General features: G+C 71.4%; 13 protein-coding genes. 8 read left to right on the top strand and 5 right to left on the bottom strand.

Annotated features, from left to right (window positions below):
• Positions 1-112: 112 nt before the first annotated feature.
• Both H9651_RS11825 and H9651_RS11820 read right to left on the bottom strand, forming a co-directional pair.
• Complete coding sequence (locus H9651_RS11825) at positions 113-676, bottom strand: DNA-3-methyladenine glycosylase I (protein ID WP_191719590.1); 564 nt, start codon at positions 674-676, stop codon at positions 113-115.
• A 64-nt stretch (positions 677-740) separates the two neighbouring features.
• Complete coding sequence (locus tag H9651_RS11820) at positions 741-2,852, bottom strand: acyl-CoA dehydrogenase family protein (protein WP_191719532.1); 2,112 nt, start codon at positions 2,850-2,852, stop codon at positions 741-743.
• Positions 2,853-3,050: 198 nt separating this feature from the next.
• On the opposite strand from H9651_RS11820, the gene H9651_RS11815 reads away from it, so the two are divergent.
• Positions 3,051-3,536, top strand: a complete 486-nt coding sequence (locus H9651_RS11815; RefSeq protein ID WP_191719531.1) for a GNAT family N-acetyltransferase — start codon at positions 3,051-3,053, stop codon at positions 3,534-3,536.
• 39 nt (positions 3,537-3,575) lie between these two features.
• On the opposite strand, the gene recQ is transcribed toward H9651_RS11815, so the two are convergent.
• On the bottom strand, positions 3,576-5,495 hold the full coding sequence (gene recQ, locus H9651_RS11810) for a DNA helicase RecQ (protein ID WP_191719589.1): 1,920 nt from the start codon (positions 5,493-5,495) through the stop codon (positions 3,576-3,578).
• 349 nt (positions 5,496-5,844) lie between these two features.
• Between recQ and H9651_RS11805 the strand changes: the two genes are divergently transcribed.
• Both H9651_RS11805 and H9651_RS11800 read left to right on the top strand, forming a co-directional pair.
• Entirely contained in the window at positions 5,845-6,390 is a 546-nt protein-coding gene (locus H9651_RS11805; RefSeq protein WP_225216703.1) for a DUF1697 domain-containing protein, read from the top strand.
• A 122-nt stretch (positions 6,391-6,512) separates the two neighbouring features.
• Positions 6,513-7,070: a hypothetical protein gene (locus tag H9651_RS11800; RefSeq protein WP_191719529.1), complete on the top strand. Its 558-nt coding sequence runs from the start codon at positions 6,513-6,515 to the stop codon at positions 7,068-7,070.
• Positions 7,071-7,462: 392 nt separating this feature from the next.
• On the opposite strand, the gene H9651_RS11795 is transcribed toward H9651_RS11800, so the two are convergent.
• The gene (locus H9651_RS11795) at positions 7,463-9,994 is read right to left on the bottom strand and encodes a DEAD/DEAH box helicase (protein ID WP_318244862.1); all 2,532 of its coding nucleotides are present in this window, start codon (positions 9,992-9,994) and stop codon (positions 7,463-7,465) included.
• Positions 9,995-10,088: 94 nt separating this feature from the next.
• On the opposite strand from H9651_RS11795, the gene H9651_RS11790 reads away from it, so the two are divergent.
• The 5 genes from H9651_RS11790 (at position 10,089) to H9651_RS11770 (ending at position 14,732) form a co-directional block, all read left to right on the top strand.
• Complete coding sequence (locus H9651_RS11790) at positions 10,089-10,418, top strand: GNAT family N-acetyltransferase (RefSeq protein ID WP_191719527.1); 330 nt, start codon at positions 10,089-10,091, stop codon at positions 10,416-10,418.
• A complete protein-coding gene (locus H9651_RS11785) occupies positions 10,415-11,407 on the top strand; it encodes a pirin family protein (protein ID WP_191719526.1) in 993 nt (330 codons plus the stop codon). The genes H9651_RS11790 and H9651_RS11785 overlap by 4 nt, the downstream gene beginning before the upstream one ends.
• Positions 11,408-11,474: 67 nt before the next feature.
• The gene (locus H9651_RS11780) at positions 11,475-12,026 is read left to right on the top strand and encodes an ECF transporter S component (RefSeq protein ID WP_191719525.1); all 552 of its coding nucleotides are present in this window, start codon (positions 11,475-11,477) and stop codon (positions 12,024-12,026) included.
• Between the two features lie 79 nt (positions 12,027-12,105).
• Positions 12,106-13,926, top strand: a complete 1,821-nt coding sequence (locus H9651_RS11775; RefSeq protein ID WP_191719524.1) for an ABC transporter ATP-binding protein — start codon at positions 12,106-12,108, stop codon at positions 13,924-13,926.
• Positions 13,923-14,732, top strand: a complete 810-nt coding sequence (locus tag H9651_RS11770) for an energy-coupling factor transporter transmembrane component T (protein ID WP_191719523.1) — start codon at positions 13,923-13,925, stop codon at positions 14,730-14,732. The genes H9651_RS11775 and H9651_RS11770 overlap by 4 nt, the downstream gene beginning before the upstream one ends.
• Before the next feature lie 327 nt (positions 14,733-15,059).
• Here H9651_RS11770 and H9651_RS11765 read toward each other — a convergent pair whose 3' ends face one another.
• A complete protein-coding gene (locus H9651_RS11765) occupies positions 15,060-16,223 on the bottom strand; it encodes an acyl-CoA dehydrogenase family protein (RefSeq protein ID WP_191719522.1) in 1,164 nt (387 codons plus the stop codon).
• Positions 16,224-16,345: the final 122 nt, after the last annotated feature.

Genomic DNA, 16,345 nt, shown 5'->3' with positions numbered 1-16,345 from the left:
AGCAGCGACTTGCGTGGCGTCGGGTCCGACCGTGAGTCGGCGCCTCGACCACCCTAACGTGCGGTCGAGTGCCTGTCGGTGGGGAGAACTCCCCATCGGCGCGCGAGCGGGCTCAGGCCCGCCAGCAGCCGGCGACATGGTCGTCCACCATGCCGGTCGACTGCATGAGCGCCCACATCGTCGTCGACCCCACGAAGCGCAAGCCCCGGCGGCGCAGCTCCTTCGACATCGCGTCGGACTCTGGCGTGGTCGCCCTGATGTCGGCGAACGACTGCGGGCGGGCGCGGGGCGGCGGGGCGAAAGACCACATCAGGGCGTCGAGTTCGCCGGGCGCCATCTCGGTGACGATGCGGGCGTTGCGGATCGTGGCGAGGATCTTCGCGCGGTTGCGGATGATTCCGGCATCCGCCATGAGCCGCTCGACGTCGGCGTCGTCGAACGCGGCGACGACGGTCGGTTCGAAGCCCGCGAACACCTCGCGGAACCGGGGGCGTTTGCGCAGGATCGTGATCCACGACAGCCCGGCCTGGAACCCTTCGAGGCTCAGCTTCTCGAACAGCTCCCGGTCACCGTGCAGCGCCCGCCCCCACTCCTCGTCGTGGTAGCGGCGGTACTCCGGGTCGTCGCCGACCCACCCGCAGCGCGGGACGCCGTCGGGACCGACGCGGATGTCCAGGCTCACCCCGCCACCCTATGGGGGCACGACCCCGGTTGCTCGGGGCCGTGCCGGGCCGCTGGCTCTACTTCTTCTGCTTCTTGAGCGCCTTCTCCGACACGGGTGCGTCACCGGATGCCGCAAGCGCCGCGTAGTACTCCCGCGCTTCGTGCTGGCGCTCGCGCTCGGCGCCCGAGGCGATGGGGGCGCGCAGGTGCTCGGGGGCGAAGCCGAACGCATCGACCAGGTCCTGCGAGTGCGGCCGCAGCCGCGCGCACAGGCGGTCGATGTAGCGCGACACCGCGGCGCCGCGCTGGGTGGAGAGGCGGCCGTGGATGAGGTGCCAGGCGAGGTGCTTCTCGATGAGCGACAGCCCGAACAGGTCACGCAGCCAGGTGAGCACCTGGCGGGTGCCGTCGTCGGCGGCGCGGTTCACGCCGTCGGTGAGGGCCTCCCACTGCAGCAGCTCGCCGTGTGCGCGGGCGGCCTCGATGAGCTCGGACTGGTTCTCGTTGAACAGTGCCGCAGCATCGGCCGCGGGCATCTTCGCGGCGGGGCGCAGGCGCCCGGCGACGTCGGCGACCATCTGCTGCACGCGACCCGACAGCAGGTCGTGCTGCTGATCGGCGCGAAGCCCCAACTCGACCGAGCGGGCGGTGGAGCCGAAGTCGGTGACGGTCTGGCCGAGGCGGCGAAGGCCCGCGCCGTGGAAGACCTTGCCCGCGGTCTGCCCGACGGCGAAGCGGGCGAGCGCCGCGGCATCCGCGTCCTTGAACTGCTGGGCATAGTCGCTGAGCAGGCGCTTGCCGACCAGCTGGAGGAGCACGTTGTTGTCACCCTCGAAGGTTACGTAGACGTCGAGGTCGGCACGCAGGCCCACGAGCCGGTTCTCGGCGAGGAAGCCGGCGCCGCCGCAGGCTTCGCGGGCCTCTTGGATGGTGTCCAGTGCGTTCCACGTCGACAGGGACTTCAGCGCCGCGGCGAGCGTCTCGAGGTCTTCCCGCTCGTCGGGGGTGTCCTCGCGGCCGCTGAACACGCCGTCGAACTTCTTGATCAGCTCGTCGCCGGCGAAGGCCTGGGCATAGGTGGCCGCGAGCCGGGGCAGCAGACGACGCTGGTGGCGCGCATAGTCCATCAGCACGACCTCGTCGGTGCCGCTGCCGCTGTCGAACTGGCGACGCTGGTTGCCGTAGGTCACGGCGATCGTGAGGGCGGCGGCGGTGGCGGTGGTCGCAGCGCCGTCGAGGCACACCCGACCCTGCACGAGCGCGCCGAGCATGGTGAAGAAGCGACGGCCGGGGCTGTCGATCGGGCTGGAGTAGGTGCCGTCGGGGGCGATGTCGCCGTAGCGGTTGAGCAGGTTCTCACGCGGGATGCGCACCTGGTCGAAATGCAGTCGACCGTTGTCGATGCCGTTGAGTCCGCCCTTGACGCCGTCGTCCTCGCCGCCGATGCCGGGGACGAAGGAGCCGTTCTCGTCGCGCAGCGGCACGAAGAAGCAGTGCACGCCGTAGTTGACGCCGCCGCTGATGAGCTGGGCGAACACCGTCGCCGCGCGGCCGTGCAGCGCGGCGTTGCCGAGGTAGTCCTTCCAGGCCCCGCGGAACGGGGTGTGGATCACGAACTCCTCGGCATCGACGTCGTAGGTCGCGGTCGTGCCGATGGCGGCGACGTCGGAGCCGTGGCCAGTCTCGGTCATCGCGAACGCGCCGGGAAGGTCGAGGTTCATCACGTCGCGCAGCCACTTGTCGTGGTGGGGCTTCGTGCCGAGGTGATGGATCGCCGATCCGAACAGGCCCCACTGCACGCCCGCCTTGATCTGCAGGCTGGGGTCGGCGAGCACCAGCTCGAGGAACGCCGAGACGTTGGCGCCGTTGGCATCGAGGCCGCCGTACTCCTTCGGGTACGCGCGGCGGGAGCCGCCGTGGCTCACGACGATGCGCAGCTGCTCGAGCACCCGCTCGCGGTGCTCGGCCATCGGCAGGCCGTCGACGCGCCAGAGCGCGGGGTCTTTGACCATCTCGCGGGCCTCGCGGCGGGTGTCAGCCCACGTGCCCAGCAGCAGGTCGGTGACCGCGGCGATGTCGATGCGGGCCTCGTGGGCCTCGTCGGCGGTGTGCGGCGCGGTCGGCGCGCCGCCGGCGGGCGTGCGCTTGCTGGTGGCGGGCTTGGTCGGACGGACGGCAGCGTCAGTCATGGGTCACCTCTCGGTGGGAAATGGAATGCTCCGACCGTAGGTGTCCCACAACACAGCCTCAACCCGATTGGTCACTATCTACACCCACCCGCGTCCCCGCCCCGATCCCGCGTTGTATCCACCCCACATCCCCCGTGCCGAAGGAGTACTGGTGGACGGGAGGGGCGGACGCGAAGATGACTCGAGGAGGTGGCGCGGATGCCGGTGACTTTGCAGCGCTGGAGCGAGGACGACCTCGGGTTGCTGGTGCGGATGAACACTCCGGCCATGACTGCGTTCCTCGGCGGTCCGGAATCGACTGCCGCGGTTCTCGACCGGCACGAACGCTATCTGCGCCCGGCGGATGCCAGCCCCTCACGGATGTACCGGATCGACGTCGACGGCGAACCCGCCGGCGCCATCGGCTACTGGGAAGGCGAGCTCGAGGGCACCCCCGTCTTCGAGACAGGGTGGAGCGTCGTGCCCGAGAGACAGGGCAGAGGCGTCGCACGGGCGGCACTGGACAGGCTCATCGCGCGGGTGCGGGAAGACGGGCGTCGAGACCGGCTCATCGCTCTTCCGGGTGCCGACAACGTGGCATCCAACGCCCTCTGCCGCGGCGCGGGATTCCGGGAGCACGGTCAACAGACCGAGCTGTTCCGTGGCAGCGAGCTGACATTCCGGATCTGGGTACTCGACCTCTGAGCACGAGTGCTCGCGCGGGCGCGCGGGCGGGCGCGCGGGTCAGGCTGCGGCGATGACCGAGAGCACGGCTTCGCCGTACGCCTCGCGCTTCTTGGCGCCGATGCCGGTGATGCCGTCGAGGTCGGTGAGCGTACGCGGCCGGTGCTCGGCGAGCGCGCGCAGCGTCGCGTCGCCGAAGACGATGTACGCCGGCACCCCCTGCTCGCGCGCGGTCTCGGCACGCCAGGCGCGCAGCGCCTCGAACAGGCCACGGTCGCCCTCGCCGAGGCTGTCGGCGGCCGACGCCTTGCGCACCCGGCTGCCGGCGGCCGGCCGGCCGATCGTGTCGCGCCGCAGCGGCACCGCCGCCTCGCCGCGCAGCACGGCGGCGGCGGGATCGCCGAGGGCCAGAGTGCCGTAGTCGCCGCGGGCGACGAGGATGCCGCGGGCCAGCAGCTGGCGCACGATGGAGCGCCAGTCCTGGTCGGTGAGGTCGGCGCCGAGCCCGTAGGTCGACAGCCGGTCGTGACCCTGCTGGCGGATGCGCTCGGTGTCGGCCCCCCGCAGGATGTCGATGAGGTGCCCGGCGCCGAACGACTGACTGCGCTCGCGCTGCAGCCGCACGATCGTCGACAGCAGCTTCTGCGCCGGGACGAGCCCGTCGTAGGTCTCCGGCGACTCCAGGCACGTGTCGCAGTTACCGCAGGGCCCGGATTCCTGACCGAAGTACCCCAGCAGATTCTGCCGCCGGCACTCGACCGTCTCGCACAGGGCGAGCATGGCATCCAAGTGCTGGCCCATGCGCATCTTGAACGTGCGGTCGCCGGGGCTCTGGTCGATCATCCGGCGCTGCTGCACGACGTCGCCGAGCCCGTACGCCATCCACGCCACCGCGGGCTCGCCGTCTCGACCCGCGCGACCGGTCTCCTGGTAGTACCCCTCGACCGATTTCGGCAGGTCGATGTGGGCGACGAAACGCACGTCGGGCTTGTCGATTCCCATGCCGAACGCGATCGTGGCGACCATCACGACACCGTCTTCGCGCAGGAACCGGGCCTGGTGCCGCGCCCGCATGCCGGCATCCAGCCCCGCGTGATACGCCAGCGCGTCGAGCCCCTGCGTGCGCAGGTACTCGGCGGTCTGCTCCACCGACTTGCGGCTGAGGGCGTACACGATGCCGGCGGAGCCCTCGGGCAGCGACCGGATGAACGAGACGAGCTGGCGCCGCGGGTCGACCTTCGGGGCGATGCGGTACTGGATGTTGGGCCGGTCGAAGCTCGCGACGAAGTGGCGCGCCTGCGGCAGGTGCAGGCGCTCGGTGAGCTCCTGGTGGGTCGCGTGGGTGGCCGTCGCGGTGAGCGCCATGCGCGGAACACCGGGGAAACGCTCGGCGAGGTCGCCGAGAGCGAGGTAGTCGGGGCGGAAGTCGTGGCCCCACTGCGACACGCAGTGCGCCTCGTCGATCGCGATGACGCTGAGCTTGCCGCGCTGCAGCAGTGACGTGGTCTGTGCGCTGGAGAGCCGCTCGGGCGCGACGTAGATGAGGTCGAGCTCGCCCGCGAGATAGTCGCGTTCGACGGCCTGACGCTCGGCGGCCGACTGGGTGGAGTTGAGGTAGGCCGCGCGCACGCCGTTGGCGATGAGCGCGTCGACCTGGTCGTGCATGAGCGCGATGAGTGGCGAGATCACCAGCCCCGTGCCCTCGCGCACGAGCGCGGGCACCTGGTAGGTGATCGACTTGCCGGCACCGGTGGGCATGAGCACCACGGCGTCGCCACCGCCCACGACGTGGGCGACGACATCGCCCTGATCGCCGCGGAACGCGTCGTAGCCGAACACTTCTTTGAGCACGGCGACGGGGTCGGAGCCGGTCAGCTCGCGTCGCGGCGGCAGGTCCAGCCCCGCGGATGCCGCGGCAGCAGGGCCCTGGCCCGGCGGCGCCGCGCGCGGCGGCGTCCACGCCTCATCCGGCGGGGGCATCCAGTCGTCATCGGGTGGCGGCGCCCACTCGTCGGGCGGCGGCTCGTAGGCCTCGAAGGGGGCGTCGGACGGCGCCCACCCGACATCCGTCGTTTCGCGCCTGTCTCCCACCACAACAGCCTACCCAGCGCGACGGACACCGAGCCGGGGCAGTCCCCAGGTCACCGTGGCCTCCGCGCGCCTCTTCGCCATGACTTCGGGCATCTGCGGTTCTTCGGAGCATTCCCGCCCTTTCTCTCCGGAGAAGCGGCGATCTCCGAAGAACTGGGGGCGGGATGCCATGAGGCCGCGGCCGCCGCCGCGAGGCCGCGGCGGCATCCGTGACCGCGTGTCGCACCGGGGGAGCACAATGGGCACCGTGCCGACCTATCTGGCGTTCCTGCGCGCGATCAACCTGGGGAGGACCCGCGTCTTCCCGAAGGAGGACATCCGGCGCGCGGTCGAGGCCACGGGCTTCACGGATGTCGCGACGCACATCAACACCGGCAACGTGCGCCTGACCACGGCGATGCGCTCCCGCGCCCGCATCGAGGAGCGACTCGAGCGCGCGTTCGCCGCCGATCGCGGGTTCGAGGTGCCGACGATCGTGTTCTCGGCGGCGGAGTTCGCCGACATCGCCGAGACCGGGCGCAGACTCAGTGCCGAGCGGCCCGGACTCGCGCGCCACTACGTCTATCTGCTGAAGGACGAGCCGTCCGCGGCGGCCGTCGCCGACATCGCCGCGACCTCGTCGGAACTCGGTGAGATGGTCGTGAGCGGCCGGGCGGCGCACGCGCTGCTGCAGCCGGGATACGAGGAGGGCCGGGTCGATCCGCTGCGGGCGGCCAAGCTGCTCGGCGTCGCGACGAACCGCACGCTCACCGTGGTCACGACCCTCGCCGATCGTTGGTGTTGACGACGATGGTCAACCGGCGGGCAGCGGCGTAATCTGTCGCCACCGAATGCCGGAGGTGCACCATGCCCATGTGGAGACGTCGCCGCCGCACCCCCTACGCCGCGGTGACGGACGAAGAGCGTATGTCGCGCTACGTATATCTGTTGAGCACGCTGCCGCCCAGCGTTGTGGAGCGCGCGCACGAGGCGGCATTCCGCAAGCTGCCGTTGGAACAGCGGCGCGAGATGTTCGAGAAGCTGCGACCCTTCATGACCGCTGAGGAGCGCGTGCGGGAGCCGCAGCCCGAGGTGCTCGCCGGCGTGTTCCGGCGGTTGACGCCATCGGGCGGGGGTGCCGGCACGGCGGTGTCCGAGACCGAGCGGACCGCGAGCCGGGCGGCCGTCCGCGCCGATGTGGAGCGCCGGGCCGCCGAGCTCTGGCCCTTCAACGACCCGCTGCTGTTCGCTGTCGTGGCGAGCCACTTCATCACTTCGGCGACGGTCGTGTCCTACTTCACGATCGGCGCCGGGTCGATCGGCATCGCCGGCGAGCCGGCGTGGGTCGGCGAACTCGGCGGCGTCCCCGCCGACGCGGGCGGCTACGGCTTCGACGGCGGCGGACTCGGTGACGGCGGGTTCGGCGGTGGCTTCGACGGCGGAGGCTTCGGGGGCGGGTTCGACGGCGGCGGGGGAATGGGCTGACCGCGGCATCCGGCGGTCACGACCGCCACCGCGGCCGCGGCCCGCCGGCATCCCGCCGCTTCTGCGGAGATCGCCGGTTCTTCGGAGCCGATCGCCGGAATCGCTCCGAAGAACTGCCGAACCCCGAAGATGTGGCGACGAGGCGCGCGGATGCCACGGCGGTCACGGTTGCTCCGGCGGTCACGGATGCCACCGCGCGGAGGCGCGACGCCGAGCGTCCCCGGCGCCACCGGCATCCCGCCGCTCCTGCGGAGATCGACCGTGCTTCGGAGCCGATCGCCAGAATCGCTCCGAAGAACCGGCGATCCCCGAAGATGTGGCGAACACCCCGGCGCATCGCGACACCGCGCGGCGCCTCCACCGCCGCGGCCAGACACCGCAGCGCCCGCCGGCTACAGCCGCGCCACCTCGGTCACACGCACGACGGCGGCGCCCTCTTCGACGGATGCCGCGAGGTCGACCTCCGCCCGGATGCGCCAGTCGTGGTCGCCGGCGGGGTCGTCGATGATCTGGTCGACACGCCATATGCCGTCGGCCGCGGACGACTCATCGATGACGCACAGGCCCGGCGAGCGCGCCGGCCCCCCGGTGAGGATCTCGTCGTGCTCCTCATAGTAGGCATCCAGCCGCGCGGGCCAGTCGACGTCGGGGTCGAGGGCCTCGAGCGCCTCATCGTCCTGCAGTGCGGCGAGGCGCACCCGACGGAACAGCTCGTTGCGCACCAGCACCGTGAACGCGCGGCGGTTGGTCAGCACCGACGGCGGTGCGGGCGGCACGACGGGCGCGTCGGGGTCGTCGGTCGGGTGGGTCAGGGCCTCCCACTCGTCGACGAGGCTCGAATCCACCTGGCGCACCAGTTCGCCCAGCCACTCGATGACGTCCATGAGGTCGTCGGTGCGCGCCTCGGCGGGCACCGTCTGGCGGATCGCGCGGAACGCGTCGCTCAGGTAGCGCAGCACCAGGCCCTCGCTGCGGCCGAGCTGGTACATCGCGACGAACTCGCCGAACGACAGCGCCCGCTCGTACATGTCGCGCACGATCGACTTCGGTGACAGGTGGAAGTCCCGCACCCACGGCTGGCTGGTCGCGAACACCTCGTACGACTGCGCGAGCAGGTCGGCGAGCGGCTTCGGGTAGGTGATGTCCTCGAGAAGCTCCATGCGCTCCTCGTACTCGATGCCCTCGCGCTTCATCGCGGCGACCGCTTCGCCCCGCGCCTTGTACTCCTGCTGGTTGAGGATCGCCCGCGGGTCGTCGAGGGTCGCCTCGATCACGCTGACGACGTCGAGGGCGTAGTGGCCGGTGCCGACCGTACCGGCGGCGCCGGCCGCGGCATCCGCTCCGCGCCCGAGCTCGACTTCGGGGTCGAGCAGGTCGATGGCGGCGAGCGCGAACGGCGACAGCGGCTGGTTGAGCGCGAAGTTCGGCTGCAGATCGACGGTGAGACGGATGCCGTCGGGCCCCGACTCCACGATGCCGGCGGCGACCAGCGTGCGGAAGATCGCCAGTGCCCGGCGGGCGAGCTCGTACTGCCGCCGGCGCGGCTCGTGGTTGTCGAACACCAGCGAGCGCACGTTGCCGAAGACGTCGCCGCCCCGGCCGATCACGTTGATGAGCATCGCCGCGGTCAGCTGCAGGTGGGGCACGAGCGGCTCGGGCTGGGCCTGGATGAGCCGCTCGTACGAGCCGTGCCCCCAGTTGACGACGCCGGTGGGCGCCTTCTTGCGCACGATCTTCTTGCGCTTGGCGGCGTCGTCGCCCGCGCGGCGCAACGCCGCCTCGTTCTCGATCTCCCACTCCGGCGCCATCACCACGACGTTGCCGTAGGGGTCGTAGCCGGCCCTTCCCGCGCGACCGGCGACCTGGTGGAACTCGCGCGCCGACAGCTGACGCATCTTGGTGCCGTCGTACTTCGACAGCGCCGTGATCACGACGGTGCGGATCGGGACGTTGATGCCGACCCCGAGGGTGTCGGTGCCGCAGATGACCTGCAGCAGCCCGCGCTGGGCCAGGGTCTCCACCAGGCGGCGGTAGCGCGGCAGCATGCCGGCGTGGTGCACGCCGATGCCGGCGCGCACGAGGCGCGACAGGGTCTTGCCGAACGCGGTGTTGAAACGGAACCCGCCGATGGCCTCGCCGATGGCATCCCGCTGCTCGCGCGAGGCCACCTTGACGCTCGCCAGCGCCTGCGCCCGCTCGAGTGCGGCGGCCTGCGAGAAGTGCACGATGTACACCGGGCGCTCCTTCTCGTCCAGCAGCGAGGCGACCACCTCGTGCACGGGGCGTCGCTCGTAGGAGAAGTGCAGCGGCACGGGGCGCTCGACTCCGGTGACCATCGCGGTGGGTCGACCGGTGCGCCGGGTGAGGTCGTCGGCGATGTCGGTGACGTCTCCCAGGGTCGCCGACATGAGCAGGAACTGGGCGCGGGGCAGCAGCAGCAGCGGCACCTGCCATGCCCAGCCGCGTTCGAGGTCGCCGTAGTAGTGGAACTCGTCCATCACGACCTGGTCGACGTCGGCATCCGACCCCTGGCGCAGCGCGATGTTCGCAAGGATCTCGGCGGTGCAGCAGACGATGGGCGCCTCGGGGTTGACCGATGAGTCGCCCGTGACCATGCCGACGTTCTCGGCGCCGAAGATGTCGACGAGGGCGAAGAACTTCTCGCTCACGAGCGCCTTGATGGGCGCGGTGTAATAGGTGCGCCCGCCGTTCGCGAGGGATGCCGCGTGCGCGGCCACGGCGACGAGCGACTTGCCGGTGCCGGTGGGGGTGGACAGCACGACGTTCGCGCCCGAGACGAGTTCCATCACGGCCTCGTCCTGCGCGGGGTAGAGCGAGAAGCCACGCTCGGTGGCCCACGCCACGAACGCGTCGTACACGCCGTCGGGATCGGGCGCGGCACGGACGGCGTCGAGAAGGGTCACCCTGTCGAGTCTGCCCGACGCTCGGGCAACCGTGGCCCTCGCGGAACACCAGACGGTCGGCCTACGTTGGGTGCAGTGACCGGAAGGAGCCGCCATGGCCCACGTCGACACGCAGCACACCGTCACCCGCGACGACGACGACCATCGGTACGAGATCCGCCTGGGCGGGGTGCTCGCCGGATACGCCGAGTTCGAAATCGACCGGCGCGGACGGCTGCGATTCGTGCACACCGAGATCGACCCGGCGTTCGAGGGGCGCGGAGTCGGCTCCACGCTCGTGCGCGAGGCGATGGCCGATGTCGCGAGCCGCGGCGAGACCGTCGTGCCGGTGTGCCCGTTCGTCGCGTCGTACCTCACCAAGCACGACGTACCCGGGCTCGACGTGGCATGGCCGCGCAAGAGTGATCCCGCACCTGCACCATGACCCGGTGGGAGGCCGAGGCCGCACCCCAGGTGGAGCCGGCGGGCACCGCACGCACCGAGGCGGCGGATACCCCCGAAGTGCTGCTGCTCGAGGCCCGGGAGGTGCCCCTCGGAGGCCTGCGCGGCATGCAGGTGCACCGGAGCCTGCCGCAACGGATGCTGCCCACCGTGGGCGCGTGGTGCTTCCTCGACCGGTTCGGACCGCAGACCACCACGATGCGCGTCGAACCACACCCGCACATCGGCCTGCAGACGGTCACCTGGCCGCTCGTGGGTGAGGTGCGCCACCGCGACACCCTCGGCAGCGATGTGGTGGTGCGCCGGGGCGTACTCGACCTCATGACCAGCGGCGCGGGCATCGCCCACTCGGAGTACTCGCTCGGCGACGGGCCGGTGCCGCTCGACGCCCTGCAGCTGTGGGTCGCGCTGCCCGAATCACGCCGCCACGGGCCGCCGGCGTTCGAGCAGCATGAGGACCTTCCCGTCGTCCCGCTCGGCGAGGGAGCTGAGGCGACCGTCGTGATGGGCACGTTCGCGGACACGACGTCCCCGGCATCCGCCTACACCCCACTCGTCGGAGCGGAGCTGCGGTTGCCTGCCGGCACGAGCGTACGGGTGCCCCTGCAGGCCGCATGGGAGCACGCCTTCGCCGGCGTCTCGGGCGACGTGCAGGTCGTGCCGGCTGCGGGGGCGAATCCGGTGCCGCTCGCGCCGCAGCAGCTGCTGTATCTCGCCCCCGGTCACGAGGGCGTCGACCTGGTCGCCGTCACCGACGTGACCGTCTTCCTGCTCGGCGGCGAGCCGTTCGAGAGCGACATCGTGATGTGGTGGAACTTCGTCGGCCGCTCGCACGAGGAGATCGTCGAGGCCCGCGAGGCATGGGAGGCCGATGCGCCCCGCTTCGGCCATGTCGTCGGCCACGGGAGCGAGCGGGTCCCCGCCCCGCCGCTTCCCGGTGTGCGCCTGACGAGTCGGCGGCGCCGAGGCTGAGGATTCTCCCGGTTTTCTCCGGTCTCCCCCACGGCCAGGACCCCCCGGGAACGGATAGCCTGGAGGCGTGGCCCGAGCATCCCGACTGTCCACGCGCGTCCTGCTGACCTGCGCGGCGATCGGCGTCGCCACGGGCATCATGGCCGCCGTCGGCAGCTGGCTCACGCCGCTGGTCATCGCGAGTGTCCCGATCATCTACGGCATCGTCCTCGGTGTGCACGTGCTGCCGGGCATCATCGCGCAGGAGGCGCTGCGGCTGCCCTGGGTGGCGCTGCTGACGCACCTCATGGCCGCCCTCGTCGGCGCCGCGATGGCACCGCACTGGGCGCTGCGTTTCATCGGCACGGCGCTGCTGTTCGGCGGCATCCAAGAGCTCGTCGCCGCAGCCACCCGCTACCGGGTGTGGCAGGCGTGGCGGTTCTTCATCTCGGCCGTCATCCTCGGCGGCATCGTCGCTTTCGTCGTGGCGATGGTCGCCGACCTCGGGTCGCTCGCGCCGTGGGCGCAGGCGACCTACCTCATCATCTCGGTCCTGGGACCGGTGGCGTGGACGGCCGCGGGACTCGCCGTCGGCCGGGGCCTGCGTCGCGCGGGTGTCGCCCAAGCCGTCGCCCGCTGACGCCCGCCTCTCGCGTACGATTGGCAGTGAAGTTAGGTCAGGCTACCTTGGGTAGCGACCCCATTTCTCTGCGTTCTGGATGCCTGTGACCTCCGCCCCTCGCGACGAGTCCGCCGTGTCCGACACGGCGGCATCCGGTGTCCCCCCGCTGCTGCGGGTGCAGGGGCTGGGCGTGCGCTACGAGGGCGCCCTCGCGTCGGCCCCCACGACGGCGACCCTGTCGATCCGGCGGGGCGAGGTCGTGCTGCTGCTCGGTCCGAGTGGATCGGGAAAGTCGACCCTGGCGCTCACGCTCAACGGGCTCATTCCGCAGGCGATCGCGGCCACCGTCGACGGCAGCGTCGAGGTGGCGGGGCAGGATGCCGCGACCACCCCTGTCGCCCGGCTCGCGACGCACGTCGGCATGGTCTTCCAGGACCCCGACGCGCAGCTGGTGACGGGCACGCTGCTGGACGAAGTCGCGTTCGGCCCGGAGAACCTGCGGGTGCCGGCGCCCGAGGTGCTCGCCCGCGCCGAGGCGGCGCTGCGGCGGGTGGGGCTGTGGGAGCGACGAGCCGAGAACCCCGACCACCTCTCCGGCGGCGGCAGGCAGCGTCTCGCGATCGCGTGCGCGCTGGCGCTGCGCTCAGACCTGCTGGTGCTGGACGAACCCACCGCCAACCTCGATCCGCAGGGCATCGAGGAGGTCTACCGGGCGCTGGGCGAAGTCGCCGCGACCGGAGACCGGGCGATTCTGCTCATCGAGCACAACCTCGATGCCGCGATCGGCCTCGTCGACCGCGTGGTCGTGCTCGACCACGCGGGGTGCACCGCCGTCGACGGCCCCGTGGACGAGGTGCTGCGCGGCCGCGCGGCGGAGCTGCATGAGATGGGGGTGTGGCTGCCGACGGCGACGATGGCGGCGCTGCGCCTGCGCCGCGCCGGCTACGTGCTCGACCCGCTGCCGCTGACCCCCGGCGAACTGCACGCGGCATTGCAGGCGGCGCCGGCACCGGCTGAGGCTTCGGCGCTGGCGCCGGCTTCGGCACCGGTTTCGGTTTCGGCGAGCGCCGCCGCCGGCACCCGGCCGGCATCCGCCCCTGCCCGCCCCTCGACCGCGCCGATCGTGCAGGTGCGCGGGCTCACGGTGACGCGCGGGCGACGCGAGGTGCTGCGGGACGTGCACCTCGACGTGCGCGCCGGCGAGTTCGTCGCCGTCGTCGGGGCCAACGGCGCCGGCAAGACGACGCTCGTGCAGGCGATCGCCGGCGTGATGCGACCGCCGCGCGGGCACATCGACGTCGGCGGCATCGACCCCGGCCGAGCCGATGGGCGCACGCTGCACCGACGCATCGGGTTCGTGTTCCAGAACCCCGAGCACCAGTTCATCGCGGCCACCGTCTACGACGAGCTCGCGCACGGGCTGCGGCTGCAGAAGCTGCCTGAGCCGCAGGTGCGTGAGCGCACGCATGAGCTGCTCGAGCGCTTCGGACTGACCGCCAAGGCCGACGTGCACCCGTTCCTGCTGTCGGGCGGGCAGAAGCGCCGCCTGTCGGTGGGCACCGCACTCGTGGCGGGGGCACCCGTGCTGGCCTTGGACGAGCCTACCTTCGGACAGGACCGCGCCCGCGCCGACGAGCTGCTGACTCTGCTGCAGGATCTCAACCATCAGGGCACCACGATCCTCGTCGTGACCCATGACATGCAGCTCGTGACCGAATACGCCGACCGCACCGTCGTGCTCGGCGACGGACGGGTACTCGCCGCCGGCGCGACGGCCGAGGTGTTCGCCGATGACGACCTGCTGCAGCGGGCGGGGCTGCGTCCGCCGCCCCTGCGCGAGGCGCTGCGCGGTGTGACGCGGCATCCGCTGCTCGAATCCGTCGTGCGTCTGGGCGACCTCCCCGGGGGCCGCGCATGACCGCCGTCGCCGACCCCTACGCCGAGGCGCGGCCCGCATCCCCCGTGCGGTTCTTGTACGCACTGAACCCGCTGGCGAAGTTCGCCGCCCCCGTGCCGGCGATGATCGCGCTCGTGGCCAGTCGTGACCTCGCGACCCCGCTCGCCTTCCTCGCGCTGTCCTACGTCGTGGTGATCATCGGGGTGCGCTTCACGCTGCGCCTCGCGGCGCTGCTGCTGCTGGCCGTACCCGCCGGCATCCTGCTGCTGGGGTTCGGGATGAGCGTCTGGGTCGATGCCACCCAGGTCGCCGACACCGCCCCGGTGCTGCAGGTGGGCGGGTGGACGCTGTATGCCGGGGCGCTGCGCATCGGCATGGCCACCGCGCTGCGGCTCGGCGCTATCGTGGCGCTGGCGCTCATGGCGGGGCTCACGACCACCGGGCCCGACCTCGTGCGCGCGATGGTGCAGCAGCTGCGGGTGCCGTACCGCATCGGCTACACGGCACTGGCGGCCTACCGGTTCGTGCCGCGGTTCCGGTACGAACTGGACGTCATCCGTCAGGCGCACCGCGTGCGCGGTTCGCACGGCGGCCGCGGACCGTTCGCCGCGATCGCGCGCTGGAGCGGCTACATCGTGCCGCTGCTGGCGGGCGCGATCCGCCATGCCGAGCGGGTGGCGCTGGCGATGGATTCCCGCGCGTTCGGTGCCTACCCCGACCGCACCGAGCGGCACCTCGTCCCCTGGCGCGTGCGCGACACCGTGTTCGTCGTCGCGTTCTGGGTGGTGACGGCCGCGCTCCTGTGGCTCACCTGGCCCCGCGCCTGACCCCGGGTTCGCCCGCGCCCGCGCCGTCGCCGTCCCGCGCCCGCGCTGTCGCCGTCCCGCGCCCGCGCTGTCGCCGTCCCGCGCCGTCGCCCACCCGCGGCATCCCGCGCCTGCGGCATCCCGCGCCTGCGGCATCCCCTGCCCCGGTGAGAAACCATTCCTCGGTCGAAACACCGCGCATCGCGTGGTTCCTCAGCCGGAAAGTGGTTTTTCACCGGGTTACGGCGGTGACCGGCGCCCGACCCGGGAACGACGCACGTGCCGCGACCCGCAAACGACGGATGCCGCGGCCCACCCGAAGGGGACCGCGGCATCCAGCCGGTCAGGTCAGCGCTTGCCGGCGATCTTGCGGCTCACGATGTCGCGCATGATCTCGTTCGTGCCGCCGTAGATGCGGTGCACGCGCGCGTCGAGGAAGGCCCGGGCGATGGGGTACTCGGTGATGTACCCGTAGCCGCCGTGCAGCTGCACGCAGGTGTCGAGGATCTCCCACTCGCGGTCGGTGGTCCAGAACTTCACCTTCGCGGCCTCTTCGGCGGTGAGCTTGCCCTCCTTGTACGACATCAGCGCCTTGTCGAGGTACGCCCACATGACGTCGACGGTCGTCGCGACATCGGCCAGCTTGAAGCGGGTGTTCTGGAAGTCGATGATGCGCTCACCGAACGCCTCTCGGCTCTTGGTGTACTCCACCGTCCACGCCAGCGCGGCCTGCGAGGCGGATGCCGCGGCGATGCCGATCGACAGTCGCTCCAGCGGCAGGTTCATCATCAGCTGGATGAAGCCCTGGCCCTCGGTGCCGCTGATGAGGTTGTCCTCGGGCACGAACACGTCGGTGAACGACAGCTCGGCGGTGTCGTGACCGTGCGAGCCCATCTTGTTCAGCTTCTTGCCGTGGTCGAAGCCCTCCATCCCGTTCTCGAGGATGAGCAGGCTGAACGCGTCGGGGCGGGTTCCCTCGCCGGTCTTGACGAAGGTCACCACGATGTCGGCGGTCTTGCCCGAGGAGATGAACGTCTTCGCGCCGTTGACGAGGTAGCCGCCGTCGACCTTCTTCGCAGTGGTCTTGATGCCGCGCAGGTCGCTGCCGGCGCCGGGCTCGGTCATCGCCAGCGCGCCGAGCACCTCGCCGGTGGCCATGCGCGGCAGCCACTTCTCCTTCTGCGCCTGCGTGCCCATGTGCACGAGGTACGGCACCGCGAGGTCGTCCTGGATGCCGAAGGCACCCGCGAGCGAACCGGCACCGGCGCCGATCACCTCTTCGTTGACGATCGTGCGGAAGCGGTAGTCCTGCAGCATCCCGGCGCCACCGAACTCCTCGGGCACCGACAGCCCGATGAGGCCCGCCTCGCCGGCGGCGAGCATCGTCGCTCGATCGATCTCACCCTCGGCATCCCACTGCTCGCGCTTCTCGTTGGTCGCGTAGCGTTTGATGAATTCCTTGACGACGTCGCGGAACGCCTCATGGTCCTCGTCGTAGATGTCGCGCTCCATGCGCAGCCCCCTTCAGGTCGTCGGCGGTGCAGCCGCCGGGTACTCAGACGTCTCGGTGGGGCACCGCTCACCGAAGGGCGGCGCCGCCGTGGCGAGTCTAGGCTCCACCGCACCGCCGCGCA

It is taken from the genome of Microbacterium pullorum (assembly GCF_014836535.1).
Taxonomy (GTDB): domain Bacteria; phylum Actinomycetota; class Actinomycetes; order Actinomycetales; family Microbacteriaceae; genus Microbacterium; species Microbacterium pullorum.
Note: the sequence above shows the minus strand (reverse complement) of the source record. Positions and strands in the feature narration are given on the sequence as shown.

What these genes read in the sequence shown, in the direction of transcription:
- H9651_RS11770 (WP_191719523.1), top strand. Translation starts at nt 13,923, where the DNA reads ATGACCGCCGTCGCCGACCCCTACGCCGAGGCGCGGCCCGCATCCCCC.
- H9651_RS11805 (WP_225216703.1), top strand. Translation starts at nt 5,845, where the DNA reads ATGGGCACCGTGCCGACCTATCTGGCGTTCCTGCGCGCGATCAACCTG.
- recQ (WP_191719589.1), bottom strand. Translation starts at nt 5,495, where the DNA reads ATGCCCCCGCCGGATGAGGCGTGGACGCCGCCGCGCGCGGCGCCGCCG.
- H9651_RS11785 (WP_191719526.1), top strand. Translation starts at nt 10,415, where the DNA reads ATGACCCGGTGGGAGGCCGAGGCCGCACCCCAGGTGGAGCCGGCGGGC.
- H9651_RS11765 (WP_191719522.1), bottom strand. Translation starts at nt 16,223, where the DNA reads ATGGAGCGCGACATCTACGACGAGGACCATGAGGCGTTCCGCGACGTC.
- H9651_RS11800 (WP_191719529.1), top strand. Translation starts at nt 6,513, where the DNA reads ATGTCGCGCTACGTATATCTGTTGAGCACGCTGCCGCCCAGCGTTGTG.
- H9651_RS11815 (WP_191719531.1), top strand. Translation starts at nt 3,051, where the DNA reads ATGCCGGTGACTTTGCAGCGCTGGAGCGAGGACGACCTCGGGTTGCTG.
- H9651_RS11775 (WP_191719524.1), top strand. Translation starts at nt 12,106, where the DNA reads ATGCCTGTGACCTCCGCCCCTCGCGACGAGTCCGCCGTGTCCGACACG.
- H9651_RS11790 (WP_191719527.1), top strand. Translation starts at nt 10,089, where the DNA reads ATGGCCCACGTCGACACGCAGCACACCGTCACCCGCGACGACGACGAC.
- H9651_RS11820 (WP_191719532.1), bottom strand. Translation starts at nt 2,852, where the DNA reads ATGACTGACGCTGCCGTCCGTCCGACCAAGCCCGCCACCAGCAAGCGC.